Consider the following 17,296-nt stretch of genomic DNA (forward strand, 5'->3'; position numbering starts at 1 on the left):
TTCAGCGCGATCGCAGCAGGCATGGTCACGACCACACTCGGAATCCTCGCAGTGGCGGCGGGAATCGGTGGCGTGTTCGGGCCGGTGCGGTCACTGAGAGTCGGCTGGCTACTTCCACTGTCAGGGGTTTACCTGCGGCTGGATCAGGTCGGTGGCTTCTTCCTGGCACTCACGGGTGGGGTGGCAATCCCGGTGGGCGTCTATCTGATCGGGTATGCACGGCGTGAGCATCTCGGCTCGGTGCCGTTGGCGGTAGTGCCGGTGTTCGTGGCGGCGATGCTGCTGGTGCCTTGCGCCGGCTCGGTGACAACCTTCCTGCTGGCCTGGGAGTCCATGGCGATCGCATCGCTGGTGCTGGTATTCACCGAACATCGGCGATCGGCCGCGCGCAGAGCGGGTGTCTTCTATGCGGTCATGACCCAGTTGGGGTTCGCCGCGATCTTGATCGGGTTGCTGGTGGCATCGGCCGCGACGGGTGGGGCGGACCGGTTCGACGGGTTCACCGCAGTCCCGGCAGGGACACGCACGGTCGTATTCGCCTTGACCGTAGTGGGATTCGGCTCCAAGGCGGGGCTGGTGCCGCTGCACGCATGGTTGCCGCGCGCGCATCCGGAGGCCCCGAGCCCGGTATCGGCTCTGATGAGCGCGGCTATGGTGAATCTCGGGATCTACGGCATCGTCCGCATAGATCTGCAGTTGCTGGGACCGGGTCCACGCTGGTGGGGTCTGGCGCTGATGATCGTGGGCGGAGTGACCGCCGTATACGGGGTCTTGCAGGCATCGGTGCAGTCGGATCTCAAAAGGCTGCTGGCATTTTCGACCACCGAGAATATGGGCCTGGTGACCTTGGCGCTGGGAACGGCGACCCTGTTCGCCGATGCGGGAGCGGGCTCGGCGGCGACGGTGGCCATGGCCGCGGCAATGCTGCATCTGATCGCGCATGCGGCGTTCAAGTGCCTCGGTTTTCTAGGGGCCGGTTCGGTGCTGGCCGCGACCGGCGTACGAGATCTGGACCGGCTGGGCGGTCTGGCAGGACGAATGCCCGTCACCACGACATTGTTCGGTATCGCGGCCTTGGGCGCCTCGGGTTTGCCACTGGGTGCCGGTTTCGTCAGTGAGTGGCTGCTGGTTCAGTCACTCATTCACACTGGCACGCAAAGTGATTCGGTGCTGACATTGGCGGCTCCGCTGGCGGTGGGCGCGGTCGCGCTGACCGCCGGTCTGGGCGTGGCTGCGATGGTGAAGGCGTTCGGCATCGGATTCCTCGCTCGACCGCGTTCGCGGCAGGCTGCGGACGCTCGCGAAGCGTCGGCCTCGATGACGGCGGGAATGGCGATCGCCGCGGGAGCATGTCTGATTGTGGCCGTGGTACCGGTGGTCGTAGGCCCAGCGATTCGGAACGTGGTCGGCGCGCTACCGGCATCGGGGATGCACGAGTTCACCGGTTTGGGCTGGACGATTCACCTGCCCGGACTCACGGGCAGCCTCATGCCCACCGGTATCGCCGCCGCGGTGGTCGTCGCCGGTCTGACCATCTCGGTCTTGATCCGATGGCGGACCCGGAGCAATCCGGCACCGGAGGAGCTGCCACTGTGGGCGTGCGGCGCGGATCAGCCGAACCCGCGAATGCAGTACACGGCAACATCATTCGCCGAACCACTGCAGCGCGTGTTCGACGATGTGCTGCGCCCGGATACCGATATCGAGATCACGCACCTGGCCGAGTCCCGGTATCTGGTGGAGAAAGTCGCCTATCGCGCGCGGATCGCCGACACGGTCGAGGACCGCCTGTATCGCCCCGTGATCCGGGGTATCCGCCTGACGGCGATGGCCGTGGCACGCGCGCACACCGGCAATGTGCATCTCTATCTCGCCTATGGCACGCTCGGCGTACTGATCGTGTTGGTGGTGTCGCGATGACCGCGATGGCGTACGCGGCCGGGGCCGCGCAGATCGGCGGCGTCGTCGTCGGAGCACCGCTCGTGCTCGGCGCGATGCGGCAGATTCGCGCACGAGCACAGGGCCGCGCCGGAGCCGGGATCCAGCAGCCATGGCGAGATCTGCGCAAACAGCTTCGCAAGCAATCGATCACGCCGACGGGCACCACGATCGTCTTCGCCGCCGCGCCACTGGTACTCGCGGCCACCACACTCGTGGTCGCCGCGGTCGCGCCGCTGGTGGCGACCGGCTCACCGCTGGATCCCGCGGCCGATCTGTTCGCCGTGGTCGGTCTGTTACTCGTCGGCACGGTGGCTTCCGCGCTCGGTGGGATCGACACCGGCACGGCCTTCGGCGGCATGGGCGCCAGCCGGGAGATGGTCATCGCGGCTCTGGTCGAGCCCACCATTCTGCTGTCGGTGTTCGCGCTGTCGATTCCCGGCGGTTCATCGAATCTCGGTGCGCTGGTGGCGAACAACCTCGACCATCCGGGCCGGGTGGTGTCGTTGAGCGCGGTCTTGGCCGCTGCCGCACTGGTGGTCGTGATCATCGCCGAGACCGGTCGGCTGCCCGTGGACAACCCGGCCACCCATCTGGAGCTGACCATGGTGCACGAGGCCATGGTCCTCGAATACACCGGGCCCCGGCTGGCCTTGATCGAATGGGCGGCGGCCATGCGGCTGACGGTGCTGCTCGCCCTGCTGGCAAACCTGTTCCTGCCGTGGGGAATCGCGGGCAGTCAGCCCAGTGCGATCGGCGTCGCGGTCGGACTGCTCGCCATTGCCGCCAAGGTGACGGTGCTGGCCACGCTGCTCGCCTTCGTGGAGGTATTCATTGCCAAGCTGCGACTGTTCCGGGTGCCCGAGTTGCTCGCGGGCTCGTTCCTGCTGGCATTGCTCTCGGTGACCGCCGCGAGCTTCTTCACCGCCAAAGGCGTTTCATGACCGAGGCCGGATACGCGAGTGTGCTCGACTTCGCCGCGGGCGCACTGGTACTCGCGGCGGTATTCGTGGTGTGGCGGCGCGATCTGCGCGCGATCGCCCGGCTGCTGGGCGCACAGGGCGCCATGCTGGCGGTGATACCGACCGTGCAGGGCATACGTCACGGCGAGGCCCCGCTGCTCGCGGTCGGTGCGGCGGTGCTCGTCTTACGCGCGGGTGTGCTGCCATGGTTGCTGGCGCGCACGATCGGCGCCGAACGCCAGGAATACCGGGAAGCCACCCCGCTGGTGAACACCGCCACCTCGCTGTTGATCGCCGCTGCCCTGACGGTGACGGCGTTCGGGGTCACCCGGCCGCTGGTGAACCTGGAGACGAGCGCGGAGACCGAGGCGGTTCCCGCGGCGTTCGCGGTGATCCTGATCGCGTTGCTGGTGATGGCCACTCGGCGGCACGCGGTCTCACAGGCGGCCGGATTCCTCATGCTGGACAACGGGATCGCGGCGACCGCATTCCTGCTCACCGCCGGTGTTCCGCTGATCGTCGAGTTGGGCGCGTCGCTGGATGTGTTCTTCGCGGTCGCGATCATCGGTGTTCTCACCGGCCGACTGCGGCGCGCGTTCGGCGGCGCGGACCTCGACCAATTGCAGGAGCTGCACGACTGATGACGGCCCTGGTTCTCGGCGCGATACTCGCGCCCGGCGGCGCGGCGGCGCTCGGCGCGCTTGCCGGATGGCGGCGCGGCACAGCGGTTTTCACCACGCTCAGCGCTCTAGCCGTGCTGACGTGCGGAACGATGCTGGGCACCGGCCTGAATGGGCGAAGTTATGTGCTGGCCGGCGGACTGCTGCGGGTGGACGCGCTCTCGGTGACGATGCTGCTCGTCATCGGTGTCGTCGGCACGCTGGCCACATGCGCGGGTATCGGCTATATCGACGCCGAGCTCGCGCACGGCCACACCGACGCTCATGGCGCACGCACCTATGCCGCGCTGGTACCCGCCTTCCTGGCCGCGATGGCACTGGCGGTCTGCGCCAACAATATCGGCGTAATCTGGGTCGGGGTCGAGGCGACCACCGTGGTCACCGCGTTCCTGGTCGGGCATCGACGCTCCCGGACCGCGCTCGAGGCCACCTGGAAGTACGTGGTGATCTGCTCGGTGGGCATCATCGTCGCGTTCTTGGGAACCGTGCTGCTGTACTTCGCTTCCCGACATGCGGGCGCTCCGAGTGAGCAAGCTCTGAATCTAGACGTCTTGCTGACTCACGCAAGTCATCTCGATCCTGGTGTCACGCGAATGGCGGGTGGCCTGCTGTTGATCGGCTACGGCGCCAAGGCCGGACTCGTACCGTTCCATTCCTGGCTGGCCGACGCCCACAGTCAGGCACCGGCGCCGGTGTCGGCCTTGATGAGCGGAGTGCTGCTGGCGGTGGCGCTATCGGTGGTGCTGCGGATCAAGCCGGTCATCGACGCGGCGACCGGCACCGGCTATCTGCGTGCCGGGCTACTGATCGTCGGCCTGGCGACCCTGTCGATCGCGGCATCCATGTTGACGGTGGCCCGCGATCTCAAACGGCTGCTGGCATATTCGTCCATGGAGAACATGGGTTTGATCGCGATCGCCGCGGCGGCGGGAACCCGCCTGGCGATCGCCGCACTGCTGCTGCACGTACTCGCACACGGCATCGGCAAGACCGTCTTGTTCCTATCCACCGGCCCTTTGCAAGCTGCCCATCAATCCACAACCATCGCCACGATCACCGGCGTTGCCGCTCGGTCCCGTGTGATCGGCTCGACCTTCGGCGTGGGCATGGTCGTGCTGCTGGGGTTGCCGCCATTCGCGATGTTCGCCAGCGAACTGGCCATCGCTCGTTCCCTGGCCGACGCGCACCTGGCGTGGGCGCTGGCCATCGCTCTGCTTCTGATCGCGGTGGCGTTCGCCGCTCTGGTTCGCAACACCAGCCGTATCCTGCTCGGCGCCGCCCCCGACGGCGCGCCCGTGATCGCGGTTCCCCGTTCGATGACGCTGGCATTGCTTACGGGAGTGGCACTTTCGATCGCACTCGGCATCACGGCCGGACCGCTCACCGACCTTTTCACCACCGCCGCCGCACAGGTGCAGCCGAAATGAGCGCGGATCGGGTGCAGCGCACACGTCGACTCATCCGGACCGGCGAACTCGCCGATGCCACCGAAGAACTCCTCGCCGACGGTTATCGGCTCGGCTTGGTCGCCGCTCATGACGACGGCGACGGCGTCTTGCGCGTCGTGTATCTGTTCCTCGCGGGCCGACCCGACCGTCGGCTGGAACTGGAATGCCATCTGCCCGCCCACGATCCGGTGCTGCCGTCACTGGCATACATTTCATTTCCCGCCGGACGGTTCGAACGGGAAATGATGGACCTCTACGGGATTCGTGTGCACGGCCATCCCCGCCCACGCCGCCTGGTCCGCCATGCGCACTGGCCCGAGGACTGGCACCCGATGCGCGCCGACGCTCACCGGATCCCGGATTTCCACGGAGCGGAAGAGTTGCGATTCCTGACTGTCGGCGGCAACGGCGTCTACGAAATACCCGTCGGCCCGGTACACGCCGGACTCATCGAGCCCGGTCATTTCCGGTTCTCCGTAGTCGGCGAGACGGTGGTGCGACTCAAGGCCCGGCTGTGGTATCTGCATCGAGGTATCGAGCGACTGTTCCACGGTCGCAGCGCAACCGACGCGGTCGACCTCGCCGAACGGATCAGCGGTGACACCTCCGCGGCCCACGCGCTGGCCCACAGCCTCGCGGTCGAGGAAGCATGCGCGATCACGGTGCCGGACGATGTCCACCGGCTGCGCGCCATACTCGTCGAGATGGAGCGGCTCTACAACCATGCGGCCGACCTGGGCGCGCTGGCCAACGATGTCGGATACGGGCTGGCCAACGCCCACGCCCTGCGTATTCGAGAGCGATTGCTGCGCTTGAATACGGCGGTGACCGGGCACCGCCTGTTGCGCGGCGCGATCCGTCCGGGCGGAGTGGTGCTGCGCGCTCTGCCCGACGCGCGCGAGTTACGTTCACTGGCAACCGATCTCGCCGAGGTAGCCGAGCTCACACTGCGCAATGGGCTGGTCTTCGACCGCTTCGCCGGGACCGGCATACTCACCGGCGACGACGCCCGCGCACTGGGCTGCCTGGGATACTCCGCCCGCGCCAGCGATCTGGTCACCGACGCCCGCCTGGACCATCCCGCGGTCGAACTGCCCGTCACCGAGATCCGCGCCGACGCCGGCGATGTCCTCGCCCGCTTCACCATGCGCCGGGACGAATTCGCCGCCTCCACCACACTGGTCACAGAACTGACCGAAAATCACTGCGGAACAATAGAATTCATCACCGGCCCGAGCACCACCGCCTCCGGAACCGGGGTCGGTATCGTAGAGGGCTGGCGTGGCACAATCACACACCGGGTGGAGATCGATACGGCCGGGCGGCTGACACGAGCCAAGATCGTCGATCCGTCCTGGTTCAACTGGCCGGCATTGCCGGTGGCGATGAGTGAGACGATCGTGCCGGACTTCCCGCTGGTCAACAAGAGTTTCAATCTCTCCTATGCGGGCAACGATCTCTGACCCGGGAGAGGCAATTGTCCTGTTGGCTAAACTCTGCAATCATCGGGCGGCCATCGGCATCGACTCCGCCGCTGGCGAAAAGGAGTGGCGCACATATGCCAGGACCGCAACGGCCGCTCCATCGGATGAAAGCCGACTTCTTCAAAACTCTCGGCCATCCCATCCGAATCCGCGTGCTCGAATTACTCAGCGAGCGCCAACACGCTGTCGCCGAAATGCTGACCGAGATCGGCGTCGAACCGGCCAACCTGTCGCAGCAACTGTCCATCCTCCGCCGCGCCGGCCTGGTCACCGCGCGCCGCGACGGGATCTCGATGATCTACGAACTCGCCACCGCCGACGTCGCCGAACTCTTGGCCGCGGCGCGGGACATCCTCACCGGCGTGATAGCCGGCCAGGCAGAAGCCCTGGAGCGGCCCGCCTAAGCGAGTCCACACCCCGAAGGTAGGGTGTGTGCGCCGTCATTGATTGCAGGTTTTCTAAACTTAAGATCTAGTTGTTTCATGAAGGAGAGTACGGCCGTGACCGAGCAGTCCACCACCCTCACCGGTACCGTCCGTTCCGGGGCACGCACGGTGGTCGCCAACAGCACGCCCGCCAGTGCGGCCAAGGGAATGTCGGAGTGCACGACCACATCGTCGCCTACCGCATCGACGGGCCGCTGTTCTTCGCCGCGGCCCGCCGCTTTCTGCTCGAGTTCGCCGAGGTGTCCGAGGTGCATGTGGTCATCCTGCGCACAGCACCCGGCACCCCGTCCGCTCGAGCCCGTGAAAGTGAGGCCACCGCAGTGACGAGCCATATGAAGTCCGGTCACCACAACGCGGCCCCGCGCAAAAGAACGGACTCGGGCAGCATGGGGGCCGCGGTGGTCGGGGTGTGGGGCAGCCGCCGCAATCGAACCAACAGTTCGTGCTGGACAGCCATGGAAGACTACGCCGCGCTGCTCACCCGCCGGACAGCCCTGCACGCCTCGGCCATCCCGTTCACCGCTCGGCGACCGTATTCGATCGCCGAGCGAATCACGAAACTCCCTCACCACCTGAACGCGGTATTCCTGATCGGGCCGAATGCGGCCGAATCCGCTGCGGTGCAATCGATCACAGCCGCCCAGGGCGGACGGTTGGTGATCTCCGAGACCGACGCGCTCACCACAGCCGTGGCCGCTGCGGCTGCCACGGCACTGCGCGCGAGAAGAGTCCCGCCACGGCACGGCAGGCTTGCCGTGATCGGCGCAGACCGGACACCACGCCTGGCAGCCGTACTACTGGAGTGCGGGGCAGCGAGCGTCACCGCAGAGCCCGGCAACACATTCTCCGGGGCCGCGATCCGCAAGCTGATAGTCGATCACGACATCACGGTCGACCTCACCGGCCAGGACTCCATGTGGACAGTACCCACGCGCGTAGTCGAGGTTCCCGCCGATCCATATCATTTCGCCGCACTGGCACTGCCGGGACTGCTCGGCGCGCTGTGTGGTCACGGCACGACACAGGTCACGATCAGCGCGCTGGCCGCCGCCGCGCGGGCGCTCGCCCTCATCACTCCTGTCGGCCGAAGGCTGCCCGACGTACACGACCAGAGACTGGACCCGACAGTCGCACAGCATGTCAGCAAGATTCTCGACGCGCCACCCAACGGCCGAACACATACCCGCGGATAGAGCGGCGCGGCCAACCGACAAGAGGGAGGATTCATGATCACCCCCAATCGATTCCGATCGTGCCACCCACGAGCGAGCGTCTCGAATACGACGCCCGCTTCACTCGGCAAATCGGATCGCGACAGGCGGATGAAAGCGATATACGACCTCGAGCAGATCGTCGGCGCGCTCGAAATCCCCGAACTGGGCTACTCGACGGTGTCCGACCACGCCGCGATCCACGTACTCGACTCGAATACTCTGGCCGTGGTGGTCGTGTGCGGGCATAACGCGCGAATCATCGAGCAGGCCATCCTCATCCGGTGCTATCCGCAGGCAGCGGTCCAGATCGACGGGGACGTCATTACGGCCGCCATCTGACCAGCACCCCGGTCATCAGCCACGAATGCTCGGCGAGAAGGCGATGCCCGTACTGACGATCACGAGTGCGGGCGCCGCACACCGGGGACAGGATTGGGATCCCGGCGTCAGAGCCGAAGGCCGGCACAGCAATCCGCAGTCGTAGCAACGCAACAGCTGGCCACGCAGTCGGCGAAACGGGGTTACTCGCATTCGGACGCCCCTTCGCGGATCACGATGGCATCGGAACGATCGGTCATGAGTTCTCTCTTTCGAAAAGCATTAGGTTTTGAGTTTAGAAAAATTGCAATCAGTCGCGAGCAAGCGCCTCCCCGACAACATCGAAAAGACTGCTAGGCGAGACGCTCCAGCGCCTCGGCCTGTCCGGCCACAACCCCGGTGAGAATCGCTCGCGCGGCGGCCAGCATCTCGGCGACTTGCGGCGAGGTGAGTTCGTAGGTGACGGACAAACCTTCCCTGCGAGCGGCCACAAGCCCGGCGCGACGCAGGATGGAAAGCTGCTGAGACAGATTCGCCGGCTCGACGCCGATCTCGTCGAGCAGCTGCGAGACCGCGTACTCGTGATCACTGAGCAATTCCAGCACCCGAATCCGGACGGGATGGCCCAGCGTCTTGAAGAAGTCGGCCTTCATCTGATAGAGCGGCCTACTCAATCCAGTCATTCGCAAGCCACCCTTCCATCGACAGCACGGCCGCGGCGCGACAATCCGCATTGAGATTGCAGAGTTTAGCAAACAGGATAATCAGTCGCCGCGCGGCCGCGGACCCGGGTGTTGGGGCGCGGCCCGCGACCGTCGGTCAGATGATGACGGTGATGATGTCACTCGCGGTGGTGATGCCCCGGGTGTCATGGCACCGACCTCGAATGGCGTCTTCGATGATCTGAGTGTTGCTGCCGCAGAACACGACAACGGCCAGGGTGCTCGGATCGATCGTTTGCACCAGCGCGTGCGCAGAAACGGTGGCACCAGCGAGTTCGGGCAGTTCGAGATGGCAGATAGTGTTTTCGAGCCGGGCGATTGCGGTCATCGGTCACTTTCTTTCTCGGTGGACATCACCTCGGCGAGGCGACGTTTGAGGGCCGCGAGTTCTCGACGCAGCGGGAAGGGAAGTTTGGTGGCCCCGATGCTGGAGTACCAATCGCCGATCGACCACGTTTCGGCAGCCCATTCAGCGGGATCAACCGCCAGTGCCGCAAGGACTTTCGCGCTCTCGATGTCCAACCCTTCCAGGTCGAGCGACTCGAGAGTGGGCACAAAGCCGACCGGGGTCCGTTGCGCATCGGCAGCGCCGGCAATGCGCTGCAGGGCCCATTTCAGGACACGGACATTCTCACCGTAGCCGGGCCAGAGAAATGTACCGTCGTCGGCGCGCCGAAACCAGTTGACGTAGAAGATCTTCGGCAGCTTCCGTGCGCTCATGCCGGCGCCGACGTCCAGCCAATGCCGTAGATAGTCTCCGACGTGGTAGCCGAGGAAGGGCAGCATCGCCATCGGATCGCGTCGCACGATATCCACACTGCCTGTCGCGGCGCCGGTGGTCTCCGAAGACAGGATTGAGGCGAGGAACACCCCGTGCCGCCAGTTGAAGGACTCGGTGACCAACGGAACTGTGGTCGCGCGGCGACCGCCGAAGAAAATCGCCGAAATCGGCACGCCATTGGTGGATTTCGAAGTTCCGCCCGTGATGGCCGCAACCGGGGGCGAATAAGTGTGGACGCAGGGGCCGCGAGCGCCCCCGGAGAACCCGGCTTCGGGATCGACCGCACAGAGGCGGCCGTCCGCGCCGAATCGCAGCCACGCCATGCCATCGCCGATGGTTTCCGCGGTCCACCCCTCCAAGGCGGGTTCGAGCATGGCCAGGTTCGTCTTCCCACACGAGGAGGGGAACGCCGCGGCGATGTAGTGCACCTGCCGCTCGGGTGAGGTGATTTCGAGGATGAGCATGTGCGCGACCAGCCAGCCCTCGGCACGAGCGATAGCCGACGCGATGCGCGGTGGAAAGCGCTTCGTGCCCAGTAACATGTGCCCGCTGACGCCATAGCTCCAGATCGTGCGTTCCTGCGGGAAGTAGGAGAAGTATTCGGTGTGATCGCAAGGCCACGGCACGTCGCGCTGTCCCGGTTTCAACGGTGCGCCGACCGAGTGCAGACAGCGGAAGAACTCGGTGCCAGGCGTCAGCCGCTCCCACACCGTGGCCCCCGAACGGGACATGGAGTGCATGGACGCCGCAACATATTCCGAATCTGTGATCTGCACACCGTATTTCGGCTCGTCGGCATCGAGCGGGCCCAAACAGAACGCGATCACATACAGGGTGCGCCCGGCCATGGCGCCGCGGTACTCCTGCGTCATCCGGACCTTCATGTCCACCGGGTCCATCCAGTTGTTCGTCGGCCCGGCATCGACCTCGGCGTAGGAACAGATGAACGTTCGGTCCTCGATCCGGGCGATATCGACGGAATCCGAAACGCACTCGAACGAATCACGCTTCCCCGGCAACCGACCGAAAGCACCAATTTCAACGAGATGCGCTGTCAGCGTGTGCCATTCGTCCGCGGATCCGTCGCACCACACCACCCGATCGGGCTCGGTGATTCCCGCGACGCCGTCGACCCAGTCGGCGATCCCGGTATGACGACAAGGGGTGCGGTCCATCCCCGGGACGGTCGAAACGGTCACGAGGTGTTTTCCTTTGCCAAAGTCCCGCTCACGTGCTGGGCGACGGCCGAAGCCAGCAGTCGATGGTGCGGGTCCGGCCGTATTCGCCCGGCGGGCGTGATCAGTGCGATGGCCCGAGCTGCCGCGGCCAGCGCATCGACGGTCAACACTCGGCAGTCGTGCCCACACAGGCTGCTGAGCAACCCGGGAAGGACGAGAGCCGTCAGATCGAACAGATCAGCCGGGAGGTTCACCGTGCGCCCGGGCGCCACCTGGGCAGACGACGTACCGATCAGATCGATCAGCACATCGTGAAACGACATCAATCGGCGCAACTGGATCGTATGCGCTTCACGCCGATCGAAACTGGTGACGGTCGCGACACCGACGCGGCCCAGCACCGACCCGAGGCGCGGCACGGCATCGGCGCCGATCACCATCACCCGACCCAATGCCGGGCGAACCCTCCGGGCATGCAGCGTGGTCACCGCGGCGGCGGCCAGCGCGGCGGCGGTGACATCGAGTTCGGTCACGACCAGCGGCCCCGCCGCAACAGTCACCGCCTCCTGTAATGCCGTCGATTCGGAGGGCCTCAATCCGGTGACGAACACCGCCGACGCCCGCGCGGACAAGGCGGTGACCCGCGTCGCGACCGCGGGTATGTCCCGGTCGGTCTGCGGGAACGCCAGCACGCGCAGCGCGGTGTGCGCACTGATCAACGCGGTGTAGTCCTCCATCGCCTCCCAGCACGACCGCGCCATCCGATCGCCCCGACCGCGACCGGATGGCTGCCATACCCCAATCACCCCGACATCAACCCCGGTCGAACGCGACGCGCCGGACATGGGGGTGCCGTCTTCGGGCGTGGGATCGGCGGTCACCGTGGATGCATCTCCCGTCTATACGAGGTTCGCATTTTAGAAGTTATGCAAGTAGAGACTAGCTGCTGCCTATCGGATCCGACTCATCGGGTTCGACGATCAGCGCCAACGGATGGAAATCCGCTGATCACTCGGGAGAACCGGTCTCCTCGAAGAACTCACGGCCGCCGACATGCGGCCCGCTCGATTGTTATGGTGATGCGATGGCGCCATCCAAGATCGTGATCATCGGCGGTGGTTTCGCGGGTGTCGAATGCGCCCGGTATCTGGAACGCCAGCTGAAGCCGGAAGAGGCGTTCATCCAACTCATCACGCCCGTAGCGGGATTGCTCTATCTGCCGCTGCTGCCGCAGGTGGCATCGGGCGTACTCAATCCGCGGTCGGTCTCGGTCTCGCTGCGAAGGGTCTTGCGGCGCACCGAAGTTGTGCCGGGCACCGCCATCGGGGTGGAGCCGAAGACCCGGCAGGTCATCGTGCGGCGGCCGACGGGCGGCGAATTCGCGCTCGGCTACGACCATCTCGCACTCGTCCCGGGCAGCATCACCCGCGTACTCGACGTCCCCGGCCTGGATAAGCACGGGTTCGGTATGAAGACCCTCGCCGAGGCGATGCATTTGCGCGATCACGTACTGCGGCAACTGGATATCGCGGCCGTGCGCGGTGAGGAGGACGAGGATCGGGAGCGGCTCAACTTCGTCACCATCGGCGCGGGATACGCCGGTACCGAAACCGCCGCCGTGCTCAACAAAGTCACCCAGGCCGCGGCCCGCCGCTACTTCCCGCGACTGAACCCGGACATGGTGCGCTGGCATCTGGTCACCCACGGGGACCGGATCATGCCCGAACTCGGCGAGCGACTCGGCGTGGAGGTGAAACGGATTCTGGCCGAACGCGGTATCGAATTGATCTCCGGCGCTTCGGCCCAGACGGTCACCGCCAACGGCGTCACACTCACCAATGGCCGCTACATACCGACTCGCACACTGGTGTGGACCGCGGGTGTCGCACCCAGCCCGCTGGCCAGACATCTGGGCGCGGCCACCACGAAGGGCCGCATTGTCGCCGCGGCCGATCTCACCGTGCCGGGCCTGGACGGGGTGTGGGCGTGCGGCGACGCGGCCGCGGTCCCCGACCTGACCGAGGGCGACGGCAAGATCTGCGCACCCACCGCACAGCACGCCATGCGCCAGGGCAAGCACCTCGCCAAGAACCTGCTGGCGACTTTGCGCGGCGGGAAGGTCGAACCGTACCGACATCCGGACCTGGGCATGGTGGTCGACCTCGGCGGCCGTGACGCCGTTGCCCGCCCGCTGAAGATCGGATTGCGTGGCATACCGGCACAATTCGCGGCCCGCGGCTATCACCTGATGGCGCTGCGCACCGTCGTCGCGCGTGCCCGGGTCGCCTTCGACTGGACCGTGCACGGCCTCAGCGGTGACGACTTCCTCCGCATCGGCTATGGCGACTACGACGCCCACACCATCGGCGGCTTCGAACAGACGGGGTGCTATCTGCCTGCCGACGAGGTGCCGGTGGCCCTGCGGGCGATCTGCGAAACCGACTGACAGTCAGTCGGTTTCGACAGATCTCCGCCGAAGCGGTGGCCAAGGTGCATCAGGCAACGGTCTCCGCGGACAGCTCAGGGGTGGCGTGGCGGCGGATGGGAGCCCACCAGTTGAGCCTGCCCATGGTCTGCATGAGGGCGGGGACGAGGATGGTGCGAATTATGGTGGCGTCGACCAGGACCGCGAGGGTCAGGCCCAGGCCGAAGAGTTGAACGAAGGAGACGCCCGCGAAGACCATGCCCACGAAGGCAATGGCCAGGAGCGCGGCGGCGGCGGTGAAAATCCTTGCGGTGCGGGCCAATCCGACGGCTACGGCGCGGCCGGTCGCCCCGGAGGTGAGGTACTCCTCGCGGATGCGTGAGAGCAGGAAGACCTCGTAGTCCATGGAGACGCCGAAGGCCAGGCAGAACATCAGGATCGGCATGGTGGGGATGAGGAAGCCGGTGGGGGTGAATCCCAATAGACCCGCGAAATGACCGTCCTGGAAGATCCAGACCATTGCGCCGAAGGTGGCCGTCAGTGACAACACCGTCAACAGCAGGGCCTTGATCGGAAGTATCACGCTGCGCGTGAAGATCAGCAGGACCACGAACATCGACAGCGCGATCAGAGTCAGGGCCAACGGGATTCGGGAAGCCAGCGCGGAGATCGAGTCGGCATTGCGGGCGGCGGGACCGCCGAAGAGCACGCGGCCGGGGGCGGGAACCGCGCGCAGGGTGTCGAGTTGTTCGGTCGCGGCTTTCGAGTACGGGTCCAAGCGGGTGCCGATGCGCAGGTACGCGCCCGCATCGCCGGTCATCGCGGATTGTGCTGCGGCGACCTGTAAACCGCCGGCGAAGACGCCGCCCGCGGACAGCACCGACGTCACGCCCGGCACCTGCGACAGCGTATGCGCGTATGCGCCCAGGGCCGCGGGATCGCCGTGGGTGTCCGGCAGTACCGCCAGAATGCCCGAGGTCAAATTCTCGGAGAACCCGGTGCGGGAGATATCGCCGACCTCCCGGCTGGATCCGGAGGCGAGCACCCGATCGTCCGCCCAGCCGAACCGCACGTTCAGGAACGGGGATCCGAGTAGGAGCAGCAGCGCCACCACACCGGCGATGGCGAGCACGGGACGGCGCATCACGCCCATGGCGAACCGATACCAGCGGTCCGCTTCCACGGGTCCGGGTACCGGGTCCGGGCGACCCAACCGGCGGCGCAGGTATTGCCGCACATCCAGGGCCTCCACCCGAGAACCCATGAGCGCCAACGCCGCCGGCAGCACCAGCAAGGTGGTGAATACCGCCGCGGCGAGCACGGCCAGTCCCGCGTACGCGAACGAGCGCAGGAAATACAGCGGGAAGATCAGCAGCGCCGCCAGCGACAAGGCCACGGTCAGACCGGAATACAGCACGGTGCGCCCGGCGGTGCGCACGGTGCGGACCACCGCCGCGGCGGTATCCGCGCCCGCGGCGAGCTCCTCGCGGAACCGGCTCACCATGAACAGACTGGAGTCCAGCGCCACCGCGAACCCGAGCGCGGTCGTCATATTCAACGCGAAGATCGACACATCCCCGAAGGCGGACAGCACGCGCAGCACGGCCAGGGCCGCGCCGATGGTCACCACCCCCACCAGCAGCGGCAGCATCGAGGCGAACAGACTGCCGAACACCAGCACCAATACGATGCCCGCCAGCGGTATGGCGATGGCCTCGACCTTCACCAGGTCGAGGGTGGCCTGCTCGCTCATCTGCGCGAGTGCGACCGCTTCGCCACCGGCCCGGATCCGAACGCCGTCGCGGCTGCCGTTGTACTTGTCCGCGAGCGCCCCGGCCAGTTTCGGTGCGGCGGTGTCGTCACCGCGCGCGAAGGCCACGATGACGGCACTGTCGCGATCGGTACTGCGCAGTGCGGGCCGCATCTCCGCCGCGACATCCCAATACGATTGCACGCCTTGCAGATCCGGATCAGCGCGGAGTTCGCCGGTGACCTGCTGCCCCACCGTGGTGGCGGCGGGACCGTCGATACCGCCGTCCGCGGTGAGCACCAGTACGACATTCGGGGCCGCGCCCGGGAAGTGCTGGTCGAGATACCGGTCCACCCAGGTGGATTCGGAGTTCGGGGCTTGAAAACCGCCGGACTTCAAATGCATCGGGGCGGACCCGCCGACGATGTAGCAGAGCACGGCCGCGAGTCCCGCCGCCACCAGAACGGCGCGGGCCCGGCGCTGAGCGAACTCCGCGATTCGAATCAGCATGCGATTCAGCGCCTTTCGACGGGCGGTACGCGCCGCGCGGCCTGGACCAGCTCCGTGGAAACCTGCCAGAGTTCCGCCGCGCGGCCCTCATCGTAGGATTCCGGTGCGCTGGGCACCTGCGCCGCACCGGTGAAGTACTTGCCGGTGGTGTCCGCGAGCTCCGGCGCGGTGACCAGCCACGCCAGATCCGCCGCCGACCGGGTGACGGTGCGCGCGATGGGCATCACCCGGATCAGTACGGGCGCGAGCAGCCGGAAGCCGATGCGCGCCGGTGCCGGGTATCCACGCGACAATCCGGTCTGCGGCATCAGCCCGGGATCGAACGCGGTGACGGTGATCCCACGGTCGCGCCAGCGCCGCGCGAGCTCGTAGGCGAAGTAGACATTGGCGAGTTTGCTGGTGGCGTAAGAGATTCGACCGTCCCGCCCGGAACGGTCCCGACCCTCCACGGCGGCCAGGTCGCGCGGATCGCGCCATTGCGGCGCGGGGAAGCCCATGGATTTGCGCGGCCCCTGGTGCACGTCACTGGAGACCACCACGACTCGTGATCCCGGTTCGAGCAGGTCGGCGCATCCGGTGACGAGTGCGAAATGCCCGAGATGGTTGACCGCGAAGGTGAGTTCGTGGCCGTCCCGCGAGGTGCGCACACTGTCGACGATCTGTAGTCCGGCATTGCATACGATCGCACCCAGTCGCGGCTGTTCCCGCCGATGCAGTTCGTCGACGGCCGCGCCGACCGACTCGAGCGAGGCCAACTCCAGCTCCAGCAGTTCGATCTGGGCGCCGGGCGCGCGCTCGCGAATCTGTTGCACCGCCGCGTCCGCGCGCGACTTGTCACGGCAGCCCAGAATCAATGGGACGCCCTCGGCGGCAAGTACTTTGGCGGTCTCCAGGCCGAGGCCCGAGGTAGCCCCGGTGATGAGGACGGGAAGGCTCATGCCGCGTTCTCCAGCCACTTCATGGTGAATTCGTCGATGGCGGCGGCGGTGCGGACGAAGGTCTTGCTCATATCGGCCTCGATCAGCCTGCCGATCAACGGAACTCGCGCACCGATCGATCCGGACATGGAGAACTCGCATCCGGAGTCGGTGCGTCGCACCAGCAGATCGGCTTCCAGGGCGATGGTCATACCCTCCACCTGCCCCTGCATCCGGCCGCGCGCGATGCCGTCGGCGGGTTCGGACCAGGTCTCGGTATAGCGGTAGCGCACCCCGTTCGGCCGGAAGGTCGCGGCCGGGCCGGGCAGCGCCGAGGCCGGAATGACCGTGTTCACCGTGACCAGGGTGCGGTCCGGGGTGACCTCGAAGGCGGCCAATTCCGCGTCCGGACCGTCGATTTCGCGAATACGCCGCTCCCAGTACTCGCGGGTGCCGAGGGCGCGGTGGAACAGGGTGTCCGAGTAGGGATACGGGGTCGTGTGCTGCACGGGACGCGGCATGG

The 17,296-nt window shown here is 66.4% G+C and carries 16 protein-coding genes; 9 read left to right on the plus strand and 7 right to left on the minus strand.

Annotation, left to right across the window (positions count from 1 at the left end; translation table 11 throughout):
* The first annotated feature begins 21 nt into the window (after positions 1 to 21).
* The 8 genes from OHB26_RS35105 (at position 22) to OHB26_RS35140 (ending at position 8,511) form a co-directional block, all read left to right on the plus strand.
* Complete coding sequence (locus tag OHB26_RS35105; RefSeq protein WP_330181553.1) at positions 22 to 1,920, plus strand: proton-conducting transporter transmembrane domain-containing protein; 1,899 nt, start codon at positions 22 to 24, stop codon at positions 1,918 to 1,920.
* Positions 1,921 to 1,925: 5 nt separating this feature from the next.
* On the plus strand, positions 1,926 to 2,882 hold the full coding sequence (locus OHB26_RS35110) for a respiratory chain complex I subunit 1 family protein (RefSeq protein ID WP_330185874.1): 957 nt from the start codon (positions 1,926 to 1,928) through the stop codon (positions 2,880 to 2,882).
* Positions 2,879 to 3,541 (plus strand): hypothetical protein, encoded by a 663-nt coding sequence (locus OHB26_RS35115; protein WP_330181554.1) that lies wholly within the window; start codon positions 2,879 to 2,881, stop codon positions 3,539 to 3,541. Before OHB26_RS35110 ends, OHB26_RS35115 begins: the two co-directional genes overlap by 4 nt.
* Positions 3,541 to 5,007, plus strand: a complete 1,467-nt coding sequence (locus tag OHB26_RS35120; RefSeq protein WP_330181555.1) for a proton-conducting transporter transmembrane domain-containing protein — start codon at positions 3,541 to 3,543, stop codon at positions 5,005 to 5,007. The genes OHB26_RS35115 and OHB26_RS35120 overlap by 1 nt, the downstream gene beginning before the upstream one ends.
* Positions 5,004 to 6,491 carry a hydrogenase large subunit gene (locus OHB26_RS35125; protein ID WP_330181556.1) on the plus strand — a complete coding sequence of 496 codons (1,488 nt, stop codon included), beginning with the start codon at positions 5,004 to 5,006 and terminating at the stop codon, positions 6,489 to 6,491. Before OHB26_RS35120 ends, OHB26_RS35125 begins: the two co-directional genes overlap by 4 nt.
* A gap of 95 nt (positions 6,492 to 6,586) precedes the next feature.
* On the plus strand, positions 6,587 to 6,916 hold the full coding sequence (locus tag OHB26_RS35130) for an ArsR/SmtB family transcription factor (protein WP_330181557.1): 330 nt from the start codon (positions 6,587 to 6,589) through the stop codon (positions 6,914 to 6,916).
* A gap of 197 nt (positions 6,917 to 7,113) precedes the next feature.
* Positions 7,114 to 8,151: a hypothetical protein gene (locus OHB26_RS35135; RefSeq protein ID WP_330181558.1), complete on the plus strand. Its 1,038-nt coding sequence runs from the start codon at positions 7,114 to 7,116 to the stop codon at positions 8,149 to 8,151.
* Positions 8,152 to 8,280: 129 nt separating this feature from the next.
* Entirely contained in the window at positions 8,281 to 8,511 is a 231-nt protein-coding gene (locus OHB26_RS35140) for a hypothetical protein (RefSeq protein WP_330181559.1), read from the plus strand.
* Positions 8,512 to 8,843: 332 nt separating this feature from the next.
* Here the strand turns inward: OHB26_RS35140 and OHB26_RS35145 are convergent, their stop codons facing one another.
* The 4 genes from OHB26_RS35145 to OHB26_RS35160 form a co-directional block, all read right to left on the minus strand.
* Complete coding sequence (locus OHB26_RS35145; RefSeq protein ID WP_330181560.1) at positions 8,844 to 9,173, minus strand: ArsR/SmtB family transcription factor; 330 nt, start codon at positions 9,171 to 9,173, stop codon at positions 8,844 to 8,846.
* A gap of 136 nt (positions 9,174 to 9,309) precedes the next feature.
* Entirely contained in the window at positions 9,310 to 9,540 is a 231-nt protein-coding gene (locus OHB26_RS35150; protein WP_330181561.1) for a hypothetical protein, read from the minus strand.
* Positions 9,537 to 11,192 (minus strand): phosphoenolpyruvate carboxykinase (GTP), encoded by a 1,656-nt coding sequence (locus OHB26_RS35155; RefSeq protein WP_330181562.1) that lies wholly within the window; start codon positions 11,190 to 11,192, stop codon positions 9,537 to 9,539. The genes OHB26_RS35150 and OHB26_RS35155 overlap by 4 nt, the downstream gene beginning before the upstream one ends.
* The gene (locus OHB26_RS35160; protein ID WP_330181563.1) at positions 11,189 to 11,908 is read right to left on the minus strand and encodes a hypothetical protein; all 720 of its coding nucleotides are present in this window, start codon (positions 11,906 to 11,908) and stop codon (positions 11,189 to 11,191) included. Before OHB26_RS35160 ends, OHB26_RS35155 begins: the two co-directional genes overlap by 4 nt.
* Positions 11,909 to 12,255: 347 nt before the next feature.
* Here OHB26_RS35160 and OHB26_RS35165 point away from each other — a divergent pair, with 347 nt between their 5' ends.
* Entirely contained in the window at positions 12,256 to 13,617 is a 1,362-nt protein-coding gene (locus OHB26_RS35165; protein WP_330181564.1) for an NAD(P)/FAD-dependent oxidoreductase, read from the plus strand.
* A gap of 49 nt (positions 13,618 to 13,666) precedes the next feature.
* Here the strand turns inward: OHB26_RS35165 and OHB26_RS35170 are convergent, their stop codons facing one another.
* Genes OHB26_RS35170 through OHB26_RS35180 form a run of 3 tightly spaced genes read right to left on the minus strand, consistent with a single transcriptional unit; the run spans position 13,667 to position 17,294 of the window.
* Entirely contained in the window at positions 13,667 to 15,856 is a 2,190-nt protein-coding gene (locus OHB26_RS35170; RefSeq protein WP_330181565.1) for an MMPL family transporter, read from the minus strand.
* Between the two features lie 5 nt (positions 15,857 to 15,861).
* Complete coding sequence (locus tag OHB26_RS35175; protein ID WP_330181566.1) at positions 15,862 to 16,794, minus strand: SDR family NAD(P)-dependent oxidoreductase; 933 nt, start codon at positions 16,792 to 16,794, stop codon at positions 15,862 to 15,864.
* Positions 16,791 to 17,294, minus strand: a complete 504-nt coding sequence (locus tag OHB26_RS35180) for a DUF2505 domain-containing protein (protein ID WP_330181567.1) — start codon at positions 17,292 to 17,294, stop codon at positions 16,791 to 16,793. Before OHB26_RS35180 ends, OHB26_RS35175 begins: the two co-directional genes overlap by 4 nt.
* Positions 17,295 to 17,296: the final 2 nt, after the last annotated feature.

The sequence above is a fragment of the Nocardia sp. NBC_01503 genome (assembly GCF_036327755.1).
In the GTDB taxonomy this organism is placed as follows: Bacteria; Actinomycetota; Actinomycetes; order Mycobacteriales; family Mycobacteriaceae; genus Nocardia.